The following is an 18,604-nucleotide window of genomic DNA, read 5'->3' on the forward strand; positions in this document are numbered from 1 at the left end:
CATTCACACCCTTCACGCCTGCACCTGCATCACGAAGATCTTTCGCGACACCTCCTGCCCAACCGCCAGCCGCGTATCGCCGACCGTCACGACGACGGGTCCGCACTGGCCGCACCGCACCACCCCCAGCTCGCAGCCCGGAATGATTCCCAGATCGGCCATCCGACGGCGCACCTCGCAGCCTCCGATCAGGGCCTTCACCGTCACCCGCCGCCCTTCGGGCACCATCGCCAGCGGCATCTGTCCTGCTTGCATTTGACTCTTTTCCGCCGTCCTGCGGCTGCCCGACTTCTCTCCCGCGGCTTATAAGTGTTTTTGTCAGGTTTTCATGTAGGTCAGCTTGACGCACCCCCCGCCTGCAGCGCGCACGATGGCACCGGCGACGCGACGGGGCCCCCTGGCGGAGGTTATCCGCCTCCGTCGCCTCGGGATGCACAAGCTGGAACTGGCTCTGCCAAACGCAGGTTCGTCCAAGGCGCCGGCAGGGATGTCACCGCCCTCATGGCGGAGTTCTTCGAACGACACCTCGGGCCGCGGACGTATCGCCGTTGTGCCCGGTCCCGCGCCGATTGGCCGCGACAGTGGCCCGCGACGCGGGAAGCGTGTCATCGGAGGTGGCAGGTCAAGCGTCAGGACCTGAACGCGTCGTGCCACTTGCCAGATGCCGGGACGAAAGAACTGGCATCTTCATTCAAGTGGCGGCCGGAGCTTTTGGCCTTGACGCGCCCGGACGCATCCCCTAGTGCAGCGTCCACCGACGGCGAGGTAGCTCAGCTGGTTAGAGCACACGACTCATAATCGTGGGGTCGGGGGTTCAAGTCCCCCCCTCGCCACCATCGGACCCCCCACAATCTGTTGGTCGATCCCAAGCAGCCGCTCCATGTTGCCGCGGACCTCGACCAGGACGTCGCCGGTCTCATCCTTGGGATGGACAGTGATCTCGGTGATGATCCGGCGCAGGGCCTCGACCGAGGTCGCGTCGAACGTGCCGTCGCCCCGCTGCAGCGCGGCCGAAAGATCGGCAATGGCGCGGGTATAGGCGGCCGTCGCCTGCGGGTGCAGCTCCACCACATTGTCCTCGCTCGAGGCGATCTCGAGCTCGCTCCGCGCGATTTCTGCGGCCTGCTTGGCCTGCAGCACCTGGGCGTCGGCTTCCTCGCCCTCGATCAGACCGCGCGCCATCATGTCCACCAGCCGCATGTAGCGGGCCCGGCTGTCCGCCGCGGCCCTCTCCAGCCGTGCCCGGTCGCGGCGCGCCGTCTCCGTCAGGCGACGGCGCTCTTCGGCATAGACCCGGACGAACTCCTTCAGATAGTCCGGGCGGTCGAGCTGCGCCCGAAGGCGATGGAAGATCGCCTCCTCGATCTTCTCGAGCCGATAGCGCGCCTTGTTCTCGCAGCTCCCGCTCTCGTTCGCCGTGCTGCACCGGATCCGGATCGCCTCGCCGCAACGGTCGTGGATGCTCATGCCGCCTCCGCAGCAGGCGCACCGGATCAGGCCTGAGAAAGGCCGGGGCGGCGCCTTGGTGAGCTTGCCCGTCCGCACCGCCTCGGCCTGCTGCGCGTGGCGCCGGACGGCAGCTTCAAAAAGGGGGCGCGGGACAATGCGCAGATGCTCGGCCTCGACCTCCTGCCGGGCATCCAGCGGATTCTCGCGGTTCACGCGCCGCCCGGTGTCCGGATCGCGCACCATGGTGACGCGGTTCCAGACCAGACGGCCGTCATACATCGGGTTGCGCAGGATGCCGTAGCCGCGCTGCGGGTTGCCGTTCAGCGTCGAGGCGTTCCACTTCGGCCCGCGCGGGGCGGCGATCCCCCGCGCATTCAGCTCGCCCGCAATGGTGCGCGGGCTCTTCCCCTCCACATAGGCCGCGAAGATCTCCCGGATGATCTCGGCCTCGTGCGCCACGATCTCGCGCTTTCCCGGCTCGCCCGGGACGCCGCGATAGCCGTAGGTCTGCCCACCCGCGTGGCGGCCGTCGCGGATCACGCCGGCGAGGCCCCGGCGCGTCTTGGCCTTCAGCGCCTCGAGGAACATCGTCCCCATGAGCCCCCGCAGGCCCACCGACACCGAATCCGCGACACCCTCATGCATCTGCGTGTTCCACGGGATGGTGGGCAGGGATTCCACGGGATGATGGGCGCGGGATCCACGTGATCGTGGGCAGCGATTCCACGCGATCGTGGGCGCGCGTTCCACGGGATGGTGGGCAGTTCTGGCCGACAGTCTGAAGCTACGGTGCCCTCGTTTGAGCGAGGGAACCTGAATGCCAACGGAACGACTGTCGATGCGCCTGATACGTGATGTGCTGCGTTTGAAGCATGCCCAGAGGCTGAGCGAGCGGGCGATCGCCGCCTCGCTCGGGCTGGGCAAGGGAACCGTGGGAGCCTACTTGGGCCGGGCGCGGAAGGCCGGCCTGACATGGCCGCTTCCCGAGACATTGACCGACGACGACCTTGAGTTGCTGCTGTTCCCGGCGGCACCTTCCGTTCCGGATCACGAGCGTCCCGTGCCTGACTGGTCCGTGGTCGACAGGGAACTGCGGCGCCCCGGCGTCACGCGGGCCTTGCTCTGGGAGGAATACCGCGCGGCCCATCCCCTCGGGTTTGGCTACGCCTGGTTCTGCGAGCACTATGAGGCCTGGAAGGGCCGGGTCCGCCCCACGATGCGCCAGACGCATGTGGCCGGCGAGAAGGTCTTCGTCGACTTCGCGGGCGACACGGCCGAGCTGATCGACGCGGAGACCGGCGAGGTCCAGGCGGTGAAGCTGTTTGTCGCCGCGATGGGAGCGTCAAACTACACCTACGCGGAAGCCGTGGCATCGGAGGGCCTCGAGGACTGGATCGGCGCACATGTCCGGATGTTTGCCTTCCTGGGCGGCGTGCCGAAGGTGGTGGTGCCTGACAACCTCAAGTCGGCAGTGTTCAAGGCGGATCGGTTCGACCCGGGACTGAACCGAACCTACGCCGAGATGGCCGGCCACTACGGCACCGCTGTCCTGCCGGCGCGTCCCTACCGGCCGCGCGACAAGGCGAAGGTCGAAGTCGCGGTGCAGGTCGCGCAGCGCTGGATCCTGGCGCGTCTGCGCAATCGGCGGTTCTTCTCGCTGGCCGAGCTGAACGCTGCGATCCGGCAGCTGGTCGATGAACTGAACATGCGCGTGATGCGTGGCTACGGCGCCAGCCGTGCCGATCTCTTCGCCACCCTCGACCGACCGAACCTGCAACCGCTGCCGCCGGAGCCCTACATGTTCGCCCGCTGGAAGCGCGCCCGCATCGCACCGGATTACCACGTCGAGGTCGACAGCTGCTGGTATTCCGTGCCGTTCGGGCTGATCCGCCAGGAGGTGGATGTCCGCATCTGCGGCGGAACCGTCGAGATCTTCCACAAGGGCCAACGGGTTGCCAGCCACGCCCGCAGTTCCGGACGGCGCAGCCATGTCACGGTGCCCGAGCACATGCCCTCGGCGCATCGCCGCTACGCCGAATGGACACCGGCACGCATGCTGGCGCAGGCGGCGAAGCTCGGCCCCTCGGTTGCCGCCTTCTGTGAGGTGGTGATGGCCGATCGCCCCCACCCCGAGCAGGGATTTCGCACCTGCCTCGGCGTCCTCGCCCTCGCCAGAAGCTTCGGTCCGGCGCGTCTCGACGCGGCCTGCCGGCGAGGCCTGTCCATCCGCGCGCGTTCGGTCGCCTCGATCCGGTCGATCCTGCAGAGCGGGCTCGACCGCGCCTTTCTTGAGGAGGAGGCCGGGCAGCTTCCCCTGCAGCACCCCAACATCCGCGGCCAAGGCTACTATCATTGAAAGGAGACTGACCTTGCTGACCCATCCCACTTCCGAGCGCCTCACCGCCCTCGGGTTGACCGGCATGGCGAAGGCGCTGGACGAGCAGCGCTACGCCCCGGCCACCTTCGACAGCCTCGGCTTCGAAGAGCGGCTCGGCCTTCTGGTCGATCGCGAGGCCACCGAGCGGGACGCCAAGCGGCTGGTTGCCCGGCTCAAGTTCGCCGCCTTGCGGCAGGCCGCCTGCGTTGAGGATCTCGATCTGCGCACCCCGCGCGGCATAGACCGCACCGTGATGGCCCACTTGGTCGACGGTGCCTGGATCGCCCGCCACGAGAACCTGCTCATCACCGGCCCCACCGGCCTCGGCAAGAGCTGGATCGCCTGCGCACTCGGCCAAAAGGCCTGCCGGGACGGGCGAGTGGTAGTCTACCACCGGGTCCCGCGCCTCTTCGAAGCGCTTGCCATCGCCCGGGGCGACGGACGGCACGCCCGGATGCTCAAGGCTCTGGCGCGGACTGATCTGCTCATTCTCGACGACTGGGGACTTGCCGTCCTGACATCATTCGAGAGGCGCGACCTGCTGGAGATCCTCGAGGACCGCCACGGCCGCGGCGCTACCATCGTCACCAGCCAGCTCCCGCTCGAGCACTGGCACGAGGCCATCGGCGACCCGACGCTGGCCGACGCCATTCTGGACCGGCTCGTTCACAATGCCCACCGCCTGACGCTGGCGGGTGAAAGCATGCGTAGGCGCGCAACGAGGCTGAAACCGCTTGACCCTACCGATCAAGCCTGACTCCATGTGCGGGTCGGCCAAGCTGCCCGAGCCGTGGAACGGCTGCCCACGATGCCGTGGAATCCGTGCCCACCATCGCGTGGAATCGATGCCCATCATCCGTAGAATGCGCACATGCACCGTCAGGATGTCGATCCGGGCGAAGCTCAGCCGCTTGTGGATATGCGCCAGATCCTCCTGGTCGCGGCTCAGCCGATCGAGCGCCTCCACGATCACGACGTCGAACTGGCGGGCCCGCGCCTGCTCCATCATGCGCGCGAGGCCGTCGCGGCCGAAGATGCTCGCTGAGGTCTTCGCGCGGTCGTCATAGGTCGCGACGACCGTCAGCCCGCTCCGCGCGGCGTGCTCGCGGCAGAGCGCCACCTGATCGTCAATCGATCGTCCGTCCTGGAGCTCCGTCGAGTAGCGGGCGTAGATTGCGGCGCGCCTGCCATGCATCCTGATTCTCTCTCCTGTCCCTCTGCATGATGCCGCGCGGCGTAGCTGCGGGCCAAGGTGCGCACGAAATCGAGCACCGGATCTTCGTGGCGAAACGGCGCGCTCATCGGCCCCCCCCTCGCCCGCCGCCGCAGGACTGCGGCCTTGTATAAACCGCTCATCCCGTCACCTCCGGCCAGTCGAGCTCGGCCGGCACCCAGGCGTCGATCTTCGCGCAGTCCTCGCGGCTGAGGCCCAGGGCCTCACGGGTGGCGGGGTCGGCGAAAAGCGCCTCAAGCCGCTTGGCCTTCTCCCCCTTCTTCAGATTCTAGAAACTCTGATCCGCTTCGGCCGCCGGCACGAGCTCGCTCCAGAGCCGGTCGAGATAGCCTGCGCTGCAGCGGCCGAGGAAGCCCTGTGCGGTCGGTGTCCAGATCCGCCGCACCTCGACTCCGAGCTGGCGCGCGAGCGCGGCGGAGAGGCCGGAGCTCTCGATGCAGAACGTTCGAGCGAGGGCCTCGGTCAGGATCTGGTTGCGGTGTTTCTTGCCTTGCGCCCGGAAGGCCTCGAACTCGGCCGGGGTGCCGTCCGGCCCGAGGCTCGTGTTCGGCTCGAGCCGCGCCGCGAGCCGCGGCGGGTAGCGCGTGCCCTCCCACTTCTCCGGCGCGATCGGCTGATCGGTCGGCGAGATCGCGAGCGGGCGCGCCCAGGGGCGCATGCCCCCTCCGAGCGACCAGGCCAAGAGGTCGAGCATGAGCTCGGACTGGTCCATCAGCCGCGCCTGCAGCGCCCCGAGCCGGATCCGGTGCAGATCCTCGATCAGCGACTGCGGCAGGTCGGGCGCCGCCTCGGACGCGCCGCGCGGGACCGCCCGCGGCTGCTGATAGGCGCGCTCTACCGAGAGCCCGTCCCGGCTGCTGCAATAGACGAAGATCCCGGCGGAGGCGCGCTGCGCGTCGGTGAAGCCGCCCTCGCGCCGGGCCTCGAGCTCCGCGAGCCGCGCGCGGCCTGCCGCGTCGAGATCACCCTCGGCATCGCGCTCCTCGAGCGCCTCGAGCTCCGCTTCCTCTCCCTCCGAGAGCTTCCCCGACCGGGCATGGAGCCGCACCAGCTTCTGCGTCGCGGTCCAGGGCACATATTCCTCCGGCACCCATGTCGCCCATTCCCAGCCCTCGGCGGCGCGGATCCGCTCGGCCTCCGCCGCGCCCTTCTCGGCGAAGAGCCGGTCGAGGAGCGCCTCGTCCTCCAGCAGCGTCCGGTCGGCGAAGAGATCGCGCTGAGAGGTTCCACCGGCCGCCAGATAGGCCTCGAGCCCCACGAAGAGCGCCCGCCGGTCGGTCGAGGGCACGGTGCCGGGCGTGAGCTCGCGCCGGACCTGCTCGGGCCGCACGTCGCGCCCCCGCACCGATTCCAGCACCTCAAAGCAGCGCTCCCCGCTCGGCGCCAGCGTCAGCGCCTTCGCCATCTCGAACGAGATCTCGTTCGCGCGCAGCGCCGCCAGCGCCTCAACCGGCAGGTCCGCGAGCTTCAGGCGCCGCTCGACATGGGCCTCGGAGCGCGCAAAGCTGCGCGCGATCCGCGACAGGCTCGCGCCGCGTTCGCGCATCGCGGCATAGGCGCGGACCTCGTCGGCCGGGTGCAGCGCCGAGCGCGCGCTGTTCTCGGTGCCCGCCCAGGCCACCGCCTCCTGCAGGTCGGCCGTCACCTTCACCGGCACCGGATCTATCGGAATGAGATCCTCATGCCGGCTCCAGCCCTCGGCCGCGAGGAGCTGCAGCGCGCGGAGCCGGGTGCCGCCGCCGACGATCTCGACGCCCTGAGGTGTCAGATGGCCGATCAGGTTCTGCAGGAGCCCCGCCACGGCGAGGCTCTCGGCCATGACCAATGCGCCCGACCTGACGCCAGTTGACGCGGTCGTGCGCTACAAGGCGCTGGCCGACATCGAGCGAGGCTTCCGGGTGCTGAAGTCCGATATCGAGATCGCCCCGGTCCACCACCGGCTGCCCGAGCGCATCCGCGCCCACGCGCTGATCTGCTTCCTGGCGCTCGTCCTCTACCGCGTCATGCGCATGCGGCTGAAGGCGAAGGGCCATGCGGCGAGCCCCCGCACCGCACTCGATCTGCTGGCGCGCATCCAGAAACACAGAACCCATATCGGCCCCAGAACTTTCGAAGGAGTCTCTCGTCCCGAGCCCCGGCAACTCGAACTCTTCTCTGCCCTCAGTCTTCCAAAGCCCGTCTGACGGACGCGTTGTGGCAAATCTGGCACAGCCAGATCAACAAAATCAATAACTTGCCGTTTTAGACGTCGAAGTTGGGATATCAACATGCTGCCGCCGTATGGTGGCAGAAAACTGGCTCCTGCGGCGACAAGGAGCCAGCAATGAAAAGCCATTTACCTCTACCATGCACATTCGGATTGGTCCGCTTTGCTCGACAACCCGATGCAGAGCGGATTGTCGAGATGGCCGTAAAGCTCGCGGATCACCACGGGGATACACCCACACTGACGGCGAACGACCTTATCCGGGATATTTCGGGTGAGAATCCATGGCTGTATGTCCTTGTCGCTGAAGCAGATGGTGAACTTGTTGGCTATGTCGCCCGTTGCCGACTGATCCGGCTCCAGTTCGGATTGCGTGGAATGGACATGCATCATCTGTTTACCGAGGCCCCGTTCCGGGGGCACGGAGCCGGACATAGCTTGGTGGAGGCCAGCAAGATTAAGGCCCGCGCCTTGTCGTGCAGCTACATGACGGTCGGCACCCATCCAGACAATCACAAGGCCCAAGCGTTCTACGAGGCATTGGGGTTCGAGCGCAAAGATACCCATCCCCCCGCCTTGCGATTCAACTATGAGGCTGATCGTCCGAAATGAGCCGAGGCTGTGTGAAAACCCCTACCTGTGGTAGACTTTCTGAGGTCGGAGGGGTTCAGGATGGCAGGTTTCATCGAGGGCGTCGAGCGCAGCCAGACGGTGCTGTTTCCGGATCGGCTTGAGGATTGGATCAGCGAGGATGCCCTTGTGCGCGTCGTCGATCTTTTCGTCGACGAACTGGATCTGGCGGAACTCGGCTTCGTCCGATCGGCTGCGGCACGCACGGGTCGGCCGGGGTATCACCCGGCCGTGCTGCTCAAGCTGTTCATCTACGGGTACCTGAACCGCATACTGATCCCGACGCCCGCGCGATGGCGACCAGCGCGCGGCACAGCGGCCTGGTCGGATACAACGCGCAGTGCGCGGTCGATGCCGAGACGCACCTGATTGTCACCCATGATGTCACCAACCACGGCTTCGACCGCGACCAGTTGAGCCCGATGGCGACGGCGGCCAGGGAGGCTCTTGGTCACGACGACCTGCACGCAATCGCTGACAAGGGCTATTTCAGCGGCACCGAGATCCTCGCCTGCCATGAGGCCGGCATCACCACGACCGTGCCGCGGCCCATGACCTCCGGCAACGAGGCCAAGGGCATGTTCGTGAAGACGGACTTTCTCTACGACCCGGAGCGCGACATCTACACCTGCCCGGCCGGCAACGGGTTGACCTACCGCGGCACCCGCGAGGAAGGCGGCCTGCAGGTCCGCCGATACTGGATCAACGACTGCCAGGCCTGTCCCATCCAGCGCCGCTGCACGAGCGGCACGGAGCGGCGGATCACCCGTTGGGAGCACGAGCACCTGATCGACGCGATGCGGGAACGCCGCGCCCGCGATCCCGACCCGATGACGATCCGGCGCCGCACGGTCGAGCATGTTTTCGGCACCCTCAAGGCCTGGATGGGCACGACCCATTTCCTGACACGGCGTCTGAAGAACGTATGGACGGAGATGGCGCTGAACGTCCTGGCTTACAACATGAAGCGGATGATCTCGTTGATCGGTGCCCGGCGCCTGATGGAGGCAATCCCCGGCTGATCGGCGGAAACGAGCGCCGCTATTTGCAACGAGGAGCCCCACGCGGCTCCTGCCGCCGCCGAACCATCCCCCAGATCCGCTTGCCGGAAATCCCACCCTACAGGGCGCAGGGCCGTTCCTAACGAACGTCAGGCCGGGAGTTTCCACACAGCCTCGGCTCTTCGCGTCAGTTTGCGGATCCCTGGGCGTGCCCGCAAAAGGGGCTATGCGGACGGGCTGCAATCAGACAAGAGATTGCACATCCCGGGACACTCCTGGCGGCCGAAGAGCGGATATCCCGCAGCATAGGGCGGAACCCCGTCCGAAGACATCAGTCTCACGTCGCGACGGCTGCGCCAGGCTTCCGTCCACGCGAAGCCTGCCGCTCCGCCGCTTCGCGCGCCATCGCAAGGAACGCCGCGAAGCCGGCGGAGGGGTTCCGCCGCCCGGGATAATAGAGGCTGAAGCCGGGGCGTGGCGGGGTCCAGTCTTCCAGCAGCCGGATCAGCCGACCGGCGGCGAGATCCTCGGCCACGTCCTGCTCGAGGAAGAAGCCGATCCCCGCCCCATCCAGTACGGCGGCGCGGGCGATGGCGGCCTCGTCCAGCGTCAGGCGGCCCCGGGGGTCGATCTGCAGCTGCTCGCCGCCCCGCTCGAATGGCCAGCGCAACAGCGCGCCGTTCGGCAGGCGGATGCGGATGCAGTCCTGCACCGGCAAGTCGACGGGCGTGAGGGGGGCGGGACGGGTCGCAAGCCAACCCGGCGCCACGACGACGGCGTGGCGCTGCGGCTTGCCCAGCGGCAGCGCGATCATGTCCCGCGGCACCAGATCGGCGGGGCGGATGCCCAGATCGAAGCCTTGGGCCACGATGTCGACCAGTCGCCCCTCGGTGACCAGATCGACCTGCATGTCGGGATAGCGGCGCAGGAACGCCAGCACCAGCGGCGCGATCTCGCGCCCGCCGAGGGCCGAGGCGTTGATGCGCAACAGCCCCGACGGCCTGTCACTCCGGGACCGTGCCATGTCCATCGCCGCGCGGATCTCGGCCAGCGCCGGGGCGATGCGCTCGACGAAGCCGCGCCCGGCATCGCTGAGCGCCACGCTGCGGGTGGTCCGGTTGAACAGCCGCACGCCGAGCGTCGCCTCCAGCCGGGCGATCGTGTGGGACAGGGCCGTGGTCGACATGCCCAGCTCCAGCGCCGCCGCGCGGAACGAGCCCCGGCGCGCGATGGCCAGCACCGCCTCCAGCCCCTGCAGGCCCGCCTCCTTCATTGTCCCGATCCTGTCATCGTTTCATGTCGATCTATCCCGATTATCCGGGCGCCGGTCGAGCCGTATCTTCGATGTCAGCTTGACAAGGAGCGCCGACATGAACCTCCCCACGCCGATCAGAACCTATTTCACCGCCCGGGCGCCGCAGGATGCCCAGGCCTTCGCAGCCGCCTTCGCGCCCGATGCCGTCGTCCATGACGAAGGGGGCCGGCATCACGGCCCCGAGGAGATCCGGGCCTGGTGGCAGGCGGCCGAGGAAAGGTATCGCCACAGCGCCGAACCGCTGGAGGCGACCGAGGCCGCAGGAAAGACCGTGGTCCGTGCGCGGGTCAGCGGCGACTTTCCCGGCAGTCCCGCCATCCTGACCTTCACCTTCGGCCTCGCGCGCGACCGGATCACCGATCTGGAGATCGGCTGATGACCGGCTTCCTGACGCTGGCGGGCCAGCGCGCCCTGATCACCGGCGGCACGCAAGGCGCCGGTGCGGCCACCGTGGCCCTTTTCCGCGAGCTGGGCGCGCAGGTGCTGGCGACGGCCCGCAATCCCCCCGAAACCAGGCCAGAGGACGCCGGCACCGATCTTCAAGGCGGCCGGCGGATGATCATGGACGCTCTCGGCGGCATCCCGATCGGTCGGCCCGCGCAACCCGCCGAGGTCGCCAGCCTGATCGCCTTCCTCGCCTCGGACCGCGCGGCAACCATCACCGGCACGGAACATGTGATCGACGGAGGCCCCCCCGTCAGGGTAGTTGTCACCGGTTCTGGATCTGGAAGTGTATCCTGAGGCGGGCGGGACAGGACGACGGGTTTGGCTTACTCACCGGAACGAAAGGCGGCGGTTCTTACGAAGATGCTGCCGCCGAACAACATGCCCCTGGGCCAGTTGGCCAAGGAGGAAGGGATCAGTGTCGCGACGCTCGCTAAGTGGCGGGCGGAGGCTCGGGCGAAGGGCCAGCTCCTGCCGGATGCGAACGCCGGGCCTGAGGGCTGGACCTCCCAGGACAAGCTGGCGGCGGTGATCGAGACCGCTTCGATGAACGAGGCGGAGCTGGCTGAGTACTGCCGCCGCCGTGGCATCTACCCCGAGCACTCGCTGTCTGGCGCGAAGCCTGCGCGCGCGCCAACGACTGGGAGCGGGCAGCCGCGAGCCGGATCGCCCGCGAGACGCGCGACGACAAGAAACGGATCCAGCAGCTGGAGCGTGAGTTGGCGCGCAAGGAGAAGGCGCTGGCCGAGGCGGCCGCGCTGATGATCCTGCGAAAAAAGGTCGAGGCGATCTGGGACCGCAGGGAGGGCGAGGACGAATGACCTCAGCCCCGGATCGCCAGGAGATTGCCGCCCTCGTCGCTGCCGCCACGGAGGCCGGGGCCCGGCCCTCGGCCGCCTGCGCCGCAGCGGGCCTCAGCCCGCGCACCCTGCGCCGCTGGCAGGGCCCCGACGGCGGGATCCGCGAGGATCGCCGCCCCTCTGCCGACCGCCCGGCGCCGGCCAACAAGCTCACCGAGGAGGAGGGCGACCGGATCGTGGCGACCTGCGCCACGCCGGAATTCGCGAGCCTTCCGCCGAGCCAGATCGTGCCCCGGCTGGCCGACCGAAACATCTGGATCGCCTCGGAATCCAGCTTCTACAGGGTGTTGCGCGAGCGCGGGCAGAACCATCGCCGTGGCCGCGCCCGCCCCGCTGCGCGCCGGAAACCACCGACGAGCTTCGAGGCGAAGGGGCCGTGCCAGGTGTGGAGTTGGGATATAACGTGGCTTCCAGGGTCGATCGCGGGGACCTTCTTCTACCTCTACCTCATCGTCGACATCTTCAGCCGGAAGATTGTCGGCTGGGAGGTCCACGACCGCGAGACCTCGGAGTTCGCGGCCGAGGTGCTCAGGCGCGCCGTCTGGTCGGAGCGGTGCCTGACCAGCCCGCTCGTACTCCATGCGGACAATGGCAGCCCGATGAAGGGCGCGACGATGAAGGTGACGATGGAGCGGCTGGGCGTCATCGCCTCCTTCAGCCGGCCCCGCGTCAGCAACGACAATGCCTTCTCCGAGGCGCTGTTCCGCACCTGCAAGTACACGCCCCGCTGGCCGACCCGGGGCTTCGCCACGATCGAGGAGGCGCGGACCTGGGTCCAGAGCTTCGTGCGTTGGTACAATCTCGAGCACCGTCACAGCGCGATCCGCTTCGTCACCCCCGACCAGCGCCACCGCGGCGAGGACAAGGCGCTGCTGGCCGAGCGCCACCGCGTCTACCAGCTGGCCCGCGCCGCACACCCCGAACGCTGGTCAGGCCAGATCCGCAACTGGCAGCCCATCGGCCCGGTCTGGCTGAACCCGGAACGGCCCGATGCCGGGCGCGGAGGCCATGGGTTCGCCGCCGCGCTCCCCCATCAAGCTGGCGGCGGCGGACCCATGGCCGGGTCGGCCGTACAGGCAGCCTGAAAACGAGAGACCGGGACAACTAGCTTGACGAACACCGGAGGGACGGTTCCGACAGCGTGACGCCCCGCGAGGGGCCGCTGCGCGGGTGGACGGGTCTCGCGCCTGCGCCACCAGAAGGGGCAGCCGTTCAAGGCCCCATCAGCCCCGGGACCCCAGCCGATCGGACGGCGCGCAGGAACGCAAGCACGCCTCCCGCGTTGGATTTGGCGCTGCCGACGGGATCGGGCTGCGGGACCCTCGGGCACGAGGCCGGCCCGTGGCACACGATCACGGCCGCGATCCCGGAACCGAGAAGATCCCAGAGCCGAGAAGGAGACCCCATGCGCATCCAGATCAACACCGACGACAACATCGACGGCGTCGACAGCCTGACGTCGCGGTTCGAGGCGGAGATCGCGGAGGGCCTGTCGCGGTTCTCCGACCAGATCACGGCCGTCGAGGTGCATCTCAGCGACGAGAACGCCGGCAAGGGCGGCAGCGACGACAAGCGCTGCCTGCTGGAAGCGCGCCCCACAGGGGCGGCGCCGGTCGCGGTTCGCCACCAGGCGGCCACCTCGGACGAGGCGCTGAAGGGCGCGGTGCAGAAGATGCAGCGCAAGCTGCAGAGCGAACTGGGCCGCAGGAACAACGCCAAGGGCAGTCCCTCGATCCGCGACATGGACCCGCTCTGACCTCTGACCCGCCCTTCCCGCGAACAGGAAATGGACCCGAAGATGATTTCGAACGACGACCTGCTTGATCTGGTCAATGCCTCGCCCGACCTCGCCGTCTCGCTTTACCTGCCGACGCAGCGGCTTGGGCGCGAGACCCGGCAGAATCCGATCATGCTGAAGAACCTGCGCACGCAGGCCCGCGAGCAGCTGGACGCGCTGGACCGGCCGGCGGCAGAGACCGAGGCGCTGTTGGCGCCGCTCGAGGTGCTGATCGAGGATCACGACTTCTGGCAGAACCAGGAGGACGGGCTCGCGATCTTTCTCGACGGCGACGGGATGCGCATCCACAAGCTGCCTGCCCCGGTGGCCGAGACGGCCGTGGCGGGGGCAGGCTTCCACATCACCCCGCTGCTGCCCCTGATGGACCGGAACGCCCCCTGCCTCGTGATGGCGATGACCGCCGACACGGTGCAGGTCTGGCGGGCGACCCGCTTCGGGATCGAGCCGCTGGAGGTTCCGGATCTGCCCGCCAGCGTCGAGGATCTGGACGGCGAGGCGGATTACGAGGCCCCGGTGAACTCACATGGCGCCGGCCGCCCCCGGACCGGCGGCCATGGCATGCCCAAGACCCAGGTCTTCGGCGACAGCCCCGAGGAATGGCGGAAGGGGCGCCTCGTCGAATATGTGCGCCGGTCCGCCAGCGGCCTTGCCGCGCATGTGGCGGGGGAACCGGCCGACCTGGTGATCGTCGCCGATGCCGAGATCGGCGGGCAGCTTCGCAACGCCGAGGCGCTGGCGGACCTGATCGCGGGCCATGTCGAGACGAACCCCGCGGCGCTGAGCGAGGCCGATCTTCATGCCGCCGCCCGGTCGGTGATGGAGCCGATCGAGCTCAGGGCAAGGGAGGATTCGCTCGAGCGGCTGCAGGCGCATCTCGGCCGGGGCGACGGTCTTGCCTGCACCGACCCCGCGGAACTGGTGGCCGCGGCCCATGCCGGGCGGATCGACCAGCTGTTCCTGGCCGACGGGGCAAGCCTGCACGGCACCTTTGATGCCGAGACCGGCCTTCTGTCGGAGGGCCCGCAGGATCTGGCGGACCAGGCGGCGCAGATGACCCTTCGGACCGGTGGTGGAACCTGGATCGTCGAGCCGGATCATCTTCCGGAGGGCGTCGGGATGGCCGCGATCCTGCGCTACTGACCACGGACGGCCCGCGGCGGCCGCGCGGGACCTCCGGCGCGCGTGGCGCGTCGGAGGCGCGCCGGATGGGCAGCCCGCCGTGCCCTTGACGCTGCCCACTGTCACATCGGTGATGCAGAAGCGGGTGTATGGCCAGCGCGACATCTACTGGACAAGGAGATGTCCACGACCCTGCGCAGCCAGCTTCTTGCAGCCAGCGCCCGGATCGCCGCCCCCCTGCTTGCCCATGCCGGCGAGATCGCCTTCAACCCCGTGCCCTTCGCCGCCGACGATGCGGCCCGGCGCGCGGTGATCACCTCGGATCGCGCCACCATCGACGGCCGCGAGGTGATCGGGTTCACCACGCTGGCCCGCTCGGGCGATCGGATCGGAGAGGCGGTCATTGCGGCGCTGACCGATCGCCGCGGTCAGGAAGCAGCCCGTGCAGCGGCAGCGTCGGCTCGCTCTTGACCAGCGACCGCACCGCCGGAACGCGCGCCGACAGCCAGGTGATCGCATATTGCAGATAGACCAGCAGCGCGAGCGCCACCACCCCCTCGACCCGCGGCACCGAGGGGCTGAGCAGCACCGTCGCCAGCGTCGAGCCAAGCGCCACCATCACCACAAGGTCGAAGGCGTTCATCTTGCTCAGCGTGCGCTTGCCCGAGGCGCGCAGCATGACGACGAGCAGCCCGTGGGCGGCAAGCCCCACCCCCAGCACCCGCGCACGCCCGCCCAGTCGTCGAAGAGGATCGGCTCGGTCATCGTGGCCTTCCCGTGGTTGGTGATGCGCAATGCCCGCCCTCAACGTGCCGGGGCGGGGGAATGATCCGCCGGGCGGCGGCATCCTGCAGGCCGCGGCGCATTCGTTGGAACATAACCGGCGCAGGTTCATTGGTGCAGTGCAGCATCTCTTGATGCAGTGCAGCATCCGCGTCGCGACGAGCCGCGTGGATTTGAATGGGACCGCTGCGACCCCAACCCCAACACATGCTTGTCGTGCCCGGCCGCCCCGCGGAATACCCGCAGGTCGCCACGCCCGCAGAGAGGACTGACCATGACCACCATCCGCCAACTGATCGAGTCGAGCCCCAAGCGCGCCAACGAACTGTTCGCCCGCCTCGTCGACACGTCCGAGACCGCGATCAAGACGCGCGACCGGCTGTTTTCGCAGCTGAAGGACGAGCTGGAGCTTCAGGCCAGGCTCGAGGAGCAGCATCTGCTTCCGGTGCTGAAGAAGCACAAGGACACGAAGGGGCTTGTCGCCGACGCGCTGAACGACAACCGCCAGACCCGCGAGCTTCTGGCCGAGCTGGAGCGCACGCCCAAGGAAAGCGAGGCCTTCGGCACCAAGGTGGCCGAGCTGCGCAAGGCCTTCCAGCAGCATGTCCGCGATGACAAGAAGGACTTCCTGCCCGTCGTGGTGAAGGCGCTCTCGGACGAGGAAGCCAGCGCCGTCGTCGGGAAGATCGAGGACGGGAAGGCGAAGCTCGAGGCCGAGCAGCGCGCCGAGGCCGACGAGCGCCGCGCCGACACCCGCCGTCAGGCCGACGAGGCCGAGCGCGAGAAGGCCGGCCAGGCCAAGGCCGAGCAGGACGAGGCCGCCCGGGCGAAGGCCGAGACCGAGCGCAGCCGCAAGGAAGCGGCCGCAGCCGAGGCCACGCCGCCGGCCGCCGCCCGCAAGGCCGATGACGGGAAAGGAAACCGCAAGGAAGCCCCGCGCCAGTCCGAGAGCCGGGACAAGGCCGAGGCGGAACGCCCCGCGGCAGAGCTGGTCGATGCCGGCGAAAAGGTTGCCCGCATGGTGATGACCGCCGGCGCCGAGGGCACGCGAGATCTGGGCAAGGCGCTCCGCGTGGCCAGCGGGGCCGACCAGCCGCAGGAGGCCGCGGCCAAGGCCGAGTCCCTTGTGCCCGGCCCCTCGATGATGGACCTGCTGGGCGAACAGGCGCGGCACGCGATGCAGGTGACGGTGGCGGTCAGCACGGCCCGCTCGATGAACGACATCGCCCGCGCGCAGGGCGACTTCCTGACCGGCAGCTTCCAGCGGATGACCCAGCTCAACGCGCGCTATCTCTCGCTCTTGCGCGACGGGATGGGGTTCGGGGCGTTCCTGAACCCGCGTCACTGAAGGCGCGCCCGGCCTCTGGCCGGGCCCCCACCCTCCCCGGCCTCCCCTGGAAGGAGCTCCCACGCCCGACCCTGTCCGAGACAGCCATGCGGCGTCCGACCGCCGGGTCATCCCGATTGTCGAGGAGCGGGCCGTCGTTGTCACGCGCAGGGCACCGGCCGAGAGCCTGCGCCTCCGCACGATCGTGCACGAGGAGAGGCCGTGTTCTACGTCGCGATGACCGGGGCGCGCTCGAGCCTCACCGTGCTGGCGCAGGGGCGTCATCCGTTCCTGCGATCCGTGGGCGGTGCGGTGCTGCAGCGCGAGGTATCTCCGGACCCTACCTCGCTCCCGAACGCCGGGCACCGGATCATTGCCCCCGATCCCAGGCTCGTCGATCTCTCGTTCGCCGGTCGCCTGAAGGACGGAGCCCCATCGCTCGCGGCAATCGCCGAGGCGGCGGTGGGCGATCCCGTCACCCTGTCGCGCCACGGGCGACCGCTGGCTGATCCTGGATGGCCGGGAACGTGTTCTAGGTCGCACGGCGAAGGCGTTCGTGCCGCCCGAAGACGCGGAGGTCATCGGTGGAGAAATCGCGGTCGTGCTCCAATGGCGGAAGCCAAGGGCCGCCGTGATGGCAAAGACATGATCCGTAAAGCCCCCCTGTATCGGCAAAGCTCTCGCGGACCCGCAGGCCCTGCTCGTTCATCAGCAGGCCGTCGAGGATGTAAGGCGCCTCGTTCACTGTCGCCGGAATGGTCTGGGTCGCGAAGGGGCCGAACTGGTCCGAGACATGGGTGTAGGCCTTCACGCCCGGCTCGCTGCCGATCTGGCGTTCACGAGGTTCATCGCTTCGCCCTTCCGGGCGGCCTGAAAGAACTGGCCGCCGCTCGATGCGGTGAGACCGGCACCCCAGAATCGCGCCATCGGCAGCGCGGCCTGCGCCTCGATCACCGTGGCGAGCGCCCGGTTCATCGCGGCACTCTCGACATGCCAGCGCGACAGGCGCGAGAGCTGGAAGTAGTCATGGCTGTCGGTCGCCTCGGCCATCTTGCTCAGGCCGAGGTTCAGGCCCTCGGCGAGCAGCACGTTGAGCCGCCCGATCCGGTCAGCGCAGGCCGACCCGGTGCGCAGGTGGGTGAAGGCATCGGTGAAGCCGGTTTCCCTCTCCACCTCGAGCAGGAGGTCGGTGATCCGCACCTCGGGCAGACGCCGGTAGAGGTCGAGCACCAGTGCGTCCGCCTCGGGCGGAACGGCCGCGGTCAGACGCTCGATCTTCAGCGTGCCGTTCTCGATGGAACCGCCGGGGATTGCCCGGCCTTCGCGGCCGACGCGAGGCGCTTCAGCGCCAGGGCCATCCGCTCCTTCCGGTCCGCGAACCAGTCCGCCGGATCGAACGGCACCGCGAGGCCGGCCGTGGCCTGCGCCGCCGCGATCGGCACGAGCGGCGAAGGAAGGTGGTGGGGCGCTGACCGGCGGGAGCATCCTGAGCGATCATCTTCGCGGCCGCGAGCAAGGGCTCGGCCACCTGTGCCGCCCGGATGTCGAGCGCGCGGATCATGCACGGCGGGTAGCGCCGGAAGCGCGGATAGCCTTGAGCGGCATGGGCCAGCGGGTCCGCCGCCATCGTGTCGTTGAGCGAACTGGCGGACGCGAGCAGACCCTGCAGCTTCTGCCAGCCGCAGGAGGATGCGACAGCCCCATCGAGCAGGGCGCCATCGCCGTGCGCTTTCCAGCGGGGCGGCACCCAGATCCGAGAAGGACCGCAGCGTCTCCTGCAATGCCGCCTGGGCATCGGCAATGCGCACATCGCAGCGTGCCGTCGCGTCGCGCCACGTCCGCCCGACGATCCGGTCCTGCGTCTCGACGATCGCGTCGGCAAGGCCGGCCTGTCACTCCACCGCGCAAATGGCCAGGATCGCCAGCCGCCGATCGCCCGAAACATCGCGCAGATCGTCGGTGAAATAGCGCTCCCCGAGCCTGCGCAGCCGGGCGATCCGGTGCGGCGGCACCTGGTAATCCTCCCCATGGGTAAGGGGATGCGACCGTAGAATTTTCTCG

General features: G+C 68.7%; 13 protein-coding genes, 1 tRNA gene and 6 pseudogenes. 13 read left to right on the forward strand and 7 right to left on the reverse strand.

From position 1 onward, the window contains the following. Positions 1-12: 12 nt before the first annotated feature. Positions 13-255 (reverse strand): FeoA family protein, encoded by a 243-nt coding sequence (locus LV780_RS16405; protein ID WP_044249384.1) that lies wholly within the window; start codon positions 253-255, stop codon positions 13-15. A gap of 504 nt (positions 256-759) precedes the next feature. Between LV780_RS16405 and LV780_RS16410 the strand changes: the two genes are divergently transcribed. Further along, positions 760-836: transfer RNA gene (locus LV780_RS16410), tRNA-Met, on the forward strand. On the opposite strand, the gene LV780_RS16415 is transcribed toward LV780_RS16410, so the two are convergent. Then, positions 793-2,094 carry a recombinase family protein gene (locus LV780_RS16415; protein WP_326489524.1) on the reverse strand — a complete coding sequence of 434 codons (1,302 nt, stop codon included), beginning with the start codon at positions 2,092-2,094 and terminating at the stop codon, positions 793-795. The genes LV780_RS16410 and LV780_RS16415 overlap by 44 nt on opposite strands. A gap of 172 nt (positions 2,095-2,266) precedes the next feature. Here LV780_RS16415 and istA point away from each other — a divergent pair, with 172 nt between their 5' ends. Continuing rightward, positions 2,267-3,805, forward strand: a complete 1,539-nt coding sequence (gene istA, locus LV780_RS16420; protein WP_117345026.1) for an IS21 family transposase — start codon at positions 2,267-2,269, stop codon at positions 3,803-3,805. Between the two features lie 13 nt (positions 3,806-3,818). Next, complete coding sequence (istB, locus tag LV780_RS16425) at positions 3,819-4,583, forward strand: IS21-like element helper ATPase IstB (RefSeq protein ID WP_117345027.1); 765 nt, start codon at positions 3,819-3,821, stop codon at positions 4,581-4,583. 174 nt (positions 4,584-4,757) lie between these two features. On the opposite strand, the pseudogene LV780_RS16430 reads toward istB, so the two are convergent. Continuing rightward, a pseudogene (locus tag LV780_RS16430) lies at positions 4,758-5,021 on the reverse strand (recombinase family protein); the annotation flags it as partial. A gap of 157 nt (positions 5,022-5,178) precedes the next feature. Next, positions 5,179-6,879 (reverse strand): annotated as a pseudogene (locus LV780_RS16435) (ParB/RepB/Spo0J family partition protein). Between LV780_RS16435 and LV780_RS16440 the strand changes: the two are divergent. The 3 genes and pseudogenes from LV780_RS16440 to LV780_RS16450 all read left to right on the forward strand — a co-directional run. Then, positions 6,866-7,243, forward strand: a pseudogene (locus LV780_RS16440) (IS1634 family transposase); the annotation flags it as partial. The pseudogenes LV780_RS16435 and LV780_RS16440 overlap by 14 nt on opposite strands. Positions 7,244-7,464: 221 nt before the next feature. Beyond that, positions 7,465-7,878, forward strand: a complete 414-nt coding sequence (locus LV780_RS16445; protein WP_181318500.1) for a GNAT family N-acetyltransferase — start codon at positions 7,465-7,467, stop codon at positions 7,876-7,878. A gap of 60 nt (positions 7,879-7,938) precedes the next feature. Further along, positions 7,939-8,918, forward strand: a pseudogene (locus tag LV780_RS16450) (transposase). A 316-nt stretch (positions 8,919-9,234) separates the two neighbouring features. On the opposite strand, the gene LV780_RS16455 reads toward LV780_RS16450, so the two are convergent. Then, on the reverse strand, positions 9,235-10,170 hold the full coding sequence (locus LV780_RS16455; RefSeq protein ID WP_108222799.1) for a LysR substrate-binding domain-containing protein: 936 nt from the start codon (positions 10,168-10,170) through the stop codon (positions 9,235-9,237). A 97-nt stretch (positions 10,171-10,267) separates the two neighbouring features. On the opposite strand from LV780_RS16455, the gene LV780_RS16460 reads away from it, so the two are divergent. The 6 genes and pseudogenes from LV780_RS16460 (at position 10,268) to LV780_RS16485 (ending at position 14,904) form a co-directional block, all read left to right on the forward strand. Then, a complete protein-coding gene (locus LV780_RS16460; RefSeq protein ID WP_011910710.1) occupies positions 10,268-10,588 on the forward strand; it encodes a nuclear transport factor 2 family protein in 321 nt (106 codons plus the stop codon). Then, a complete protein-coding gene (locus LV780_RS16465; protein ID WP_108222800.1) occupies positions 10,588-10,953 on the forward strand; it encodes an SDR family oxidoreductase in 366 nt (121 codons plus the stop codon). Before LV780_RS16460 ends, LV780_RS16465 begins: the two co-directional genes overlap by 1 nt. Before the next feature lie 66 nt (positions 10,954-11,019). After that, positions 11,020-12,508: pseudogene (locus LV780_RS16470) on the forward strand (IS3 family transposase); the annotation flags it as partial. A 413-nt stretch (positions 12,509-12,921) separates the two neighbouring features. Next, positions 12,922-13,272 (forward strand): HPF/RaiA family ribosome-associated protein, encoded by a 351-nt coding sequence (locus tag LV780_RS16475; RefSeq protein ID WP_011910712.1) that lies wholly within the window; start codon positions 12,922-12,924, stop codon positions 13,270-13,272. A gap of 42 nt (positions 13,273-13,314) precedes the next feature. After that, a complete protein-coding gene (locus LV780_RS16480; protein ID WP_233864157.1) occupies positions 13,315-14,454 on the forward strand; it encodes a baeRF3 domain-containing protein in 1,140 nt (379 codons plus the stop codon). Between the two features lie 159 nt (positions 14,455-14,613). After that, positions 14,614-14,904: a hypothetical protein gene (locus tag LV780_RS16485; protein ID WP_181969644.1), complete on the forward strand. Its 291-nt coding sequence runs from the start codon at positions 14,614-14,616 to the stop codon at positions 14,902-14,904. Here LV780_RS16485 and LV780_RS16490 read toward each other — a convergent pair. Beyond that, a complete protein-coding gene (locus LV780_RS16490; RefSeq protein ID WP_180325242.1) occupies positions 14,834-15,145 on the reverse strand; it encodes a DUF421 domain-containing protein in 312 nt (103 codons plus the stop codon). The genes LV780_RS16485 and LV780_RS16490 overlap by 71 nt on opposite strands. Before the next feature lie 345 nt (positions 15,146-15,490). On the opposite strand from LV780_RS16490, the gene LV780_RS16495 reads away from it, so the two are divergent. Continuing rightward, on the forward strand, positions 15,491-16,564 hold the full coding sequence (locus LV780_RS16495) for a hemerythrin domain-containing protein (RefSeq protein ID WP_117345108.1): 1,074 nt from the start codon (positions 15,491-15,493) through the stop codon (positions 16,562-16,564). A 591-nt stretch (positions 16,565-17,155) separates the two neighbouring features. Here the strand turns inward: LV780_RS16495 and LV780_RS16500 are convergent. Next, positions 17,156-18,555: pseudogene (locus tag LV780_RS16500) on the reverse strand (Tn3 family transposase); the annotation flags it as partial. Between the last annotated feature and the right edge of the window lie 49 nt (positions 18,556-18,604).

Source organism: Cereibacter azotoformans (assembly GCF_021391315.1).
GTDB lineage: Bacteria > Pseudomonadota > Alphaproteobacteria > Rhodobacterales > Rhodobacteraceae > Cereibacter_A > Cereibacter_A azotoformans.

What these genes read in the sequence shown, in the direction of transcription:
- LV780_RS16405 (WP_044249384.1), bottom strand. Translation starts at nt 255, where the DNA reads ATGCAAGCAGGACAGATGCCGCTGGCGATGGTGCCCGAAGGGCGGCGG.
- LV780_RS16415 (WP_326489524.1), bottom strand. Translation starts at nt 2,094, where the DNA reads ATGCATGAGGGTGTCGCGGATTCGGTGTCGGTGGGCCTGCGGGGGCTC.
- istA (WP_117345026.1), top strand. Translation starts at nt 2,267, where the DNA reads ATGCCAACGGAACGACTGTCGATGCGCCTGATACGTGATGTGCTGCGT.
- LV780_RS16445 (WP_181318500.1), top strand. Translation starts at nt 7,465, where the DNA reads ATGGCCGTAAAGCTCGCGGATCACCACGGGGATACACCCACACTGACG.
- LV780_RS16455 (WP_108222799.1), bottom strand. Translation starts at nt 10,170, where the DNA reads ATGAAGGAGGCGGGCCTGCAGGGGCTGGAGGCGGTGCTGGCCATCGCG.
- LV780_RS16460 (WP_011910710.1), top strand. Translation starts at nt 10,268, where the DNA reads ATGAACCTCCCCACGCCGATCAGAACCTATTTCACCGCCCGGGCGCCG.
- LV780_RS16465 (WP_108222800.1), top strand. Translation starts at nt 10,588, where the DNA reads ATGACCGGCTTCCTGACGCTGGCGGGCCAGCGCGCCCTGATCACCGGC.
- LV780_RS16475 (WP_011910712.1), top strand. Translation starts at nt 12,922, where the DNA reads ATGCGCATCCAGATCAACACCGACGACAACATCGACGGCGTCGACAGC.
- LV780_RS16480 (WP_233864157.1), top strand. Translation starts at nt 13,315, where the DNA reads ATGATTTCGAACGACGACCTGCTTGATCTGGTCAATGCCTCGCCCGAC.
- LV780_RS16485 (WP_181969644.1), top strand. Translation starts at nt 14,614, where the DNA reads ATGTCCACGACCCTGCGCAGCCAGCTTCTTGCAGCCAGCGCCCGGATC.
- LV780_RS16495 (WP_117345108.1), top strand. Translation starts at nt 15,491, where the DNA reads ATGACCACCATCCGCCAACTGATCGAGTCGAGCCCCAAGCGCGCCAAC.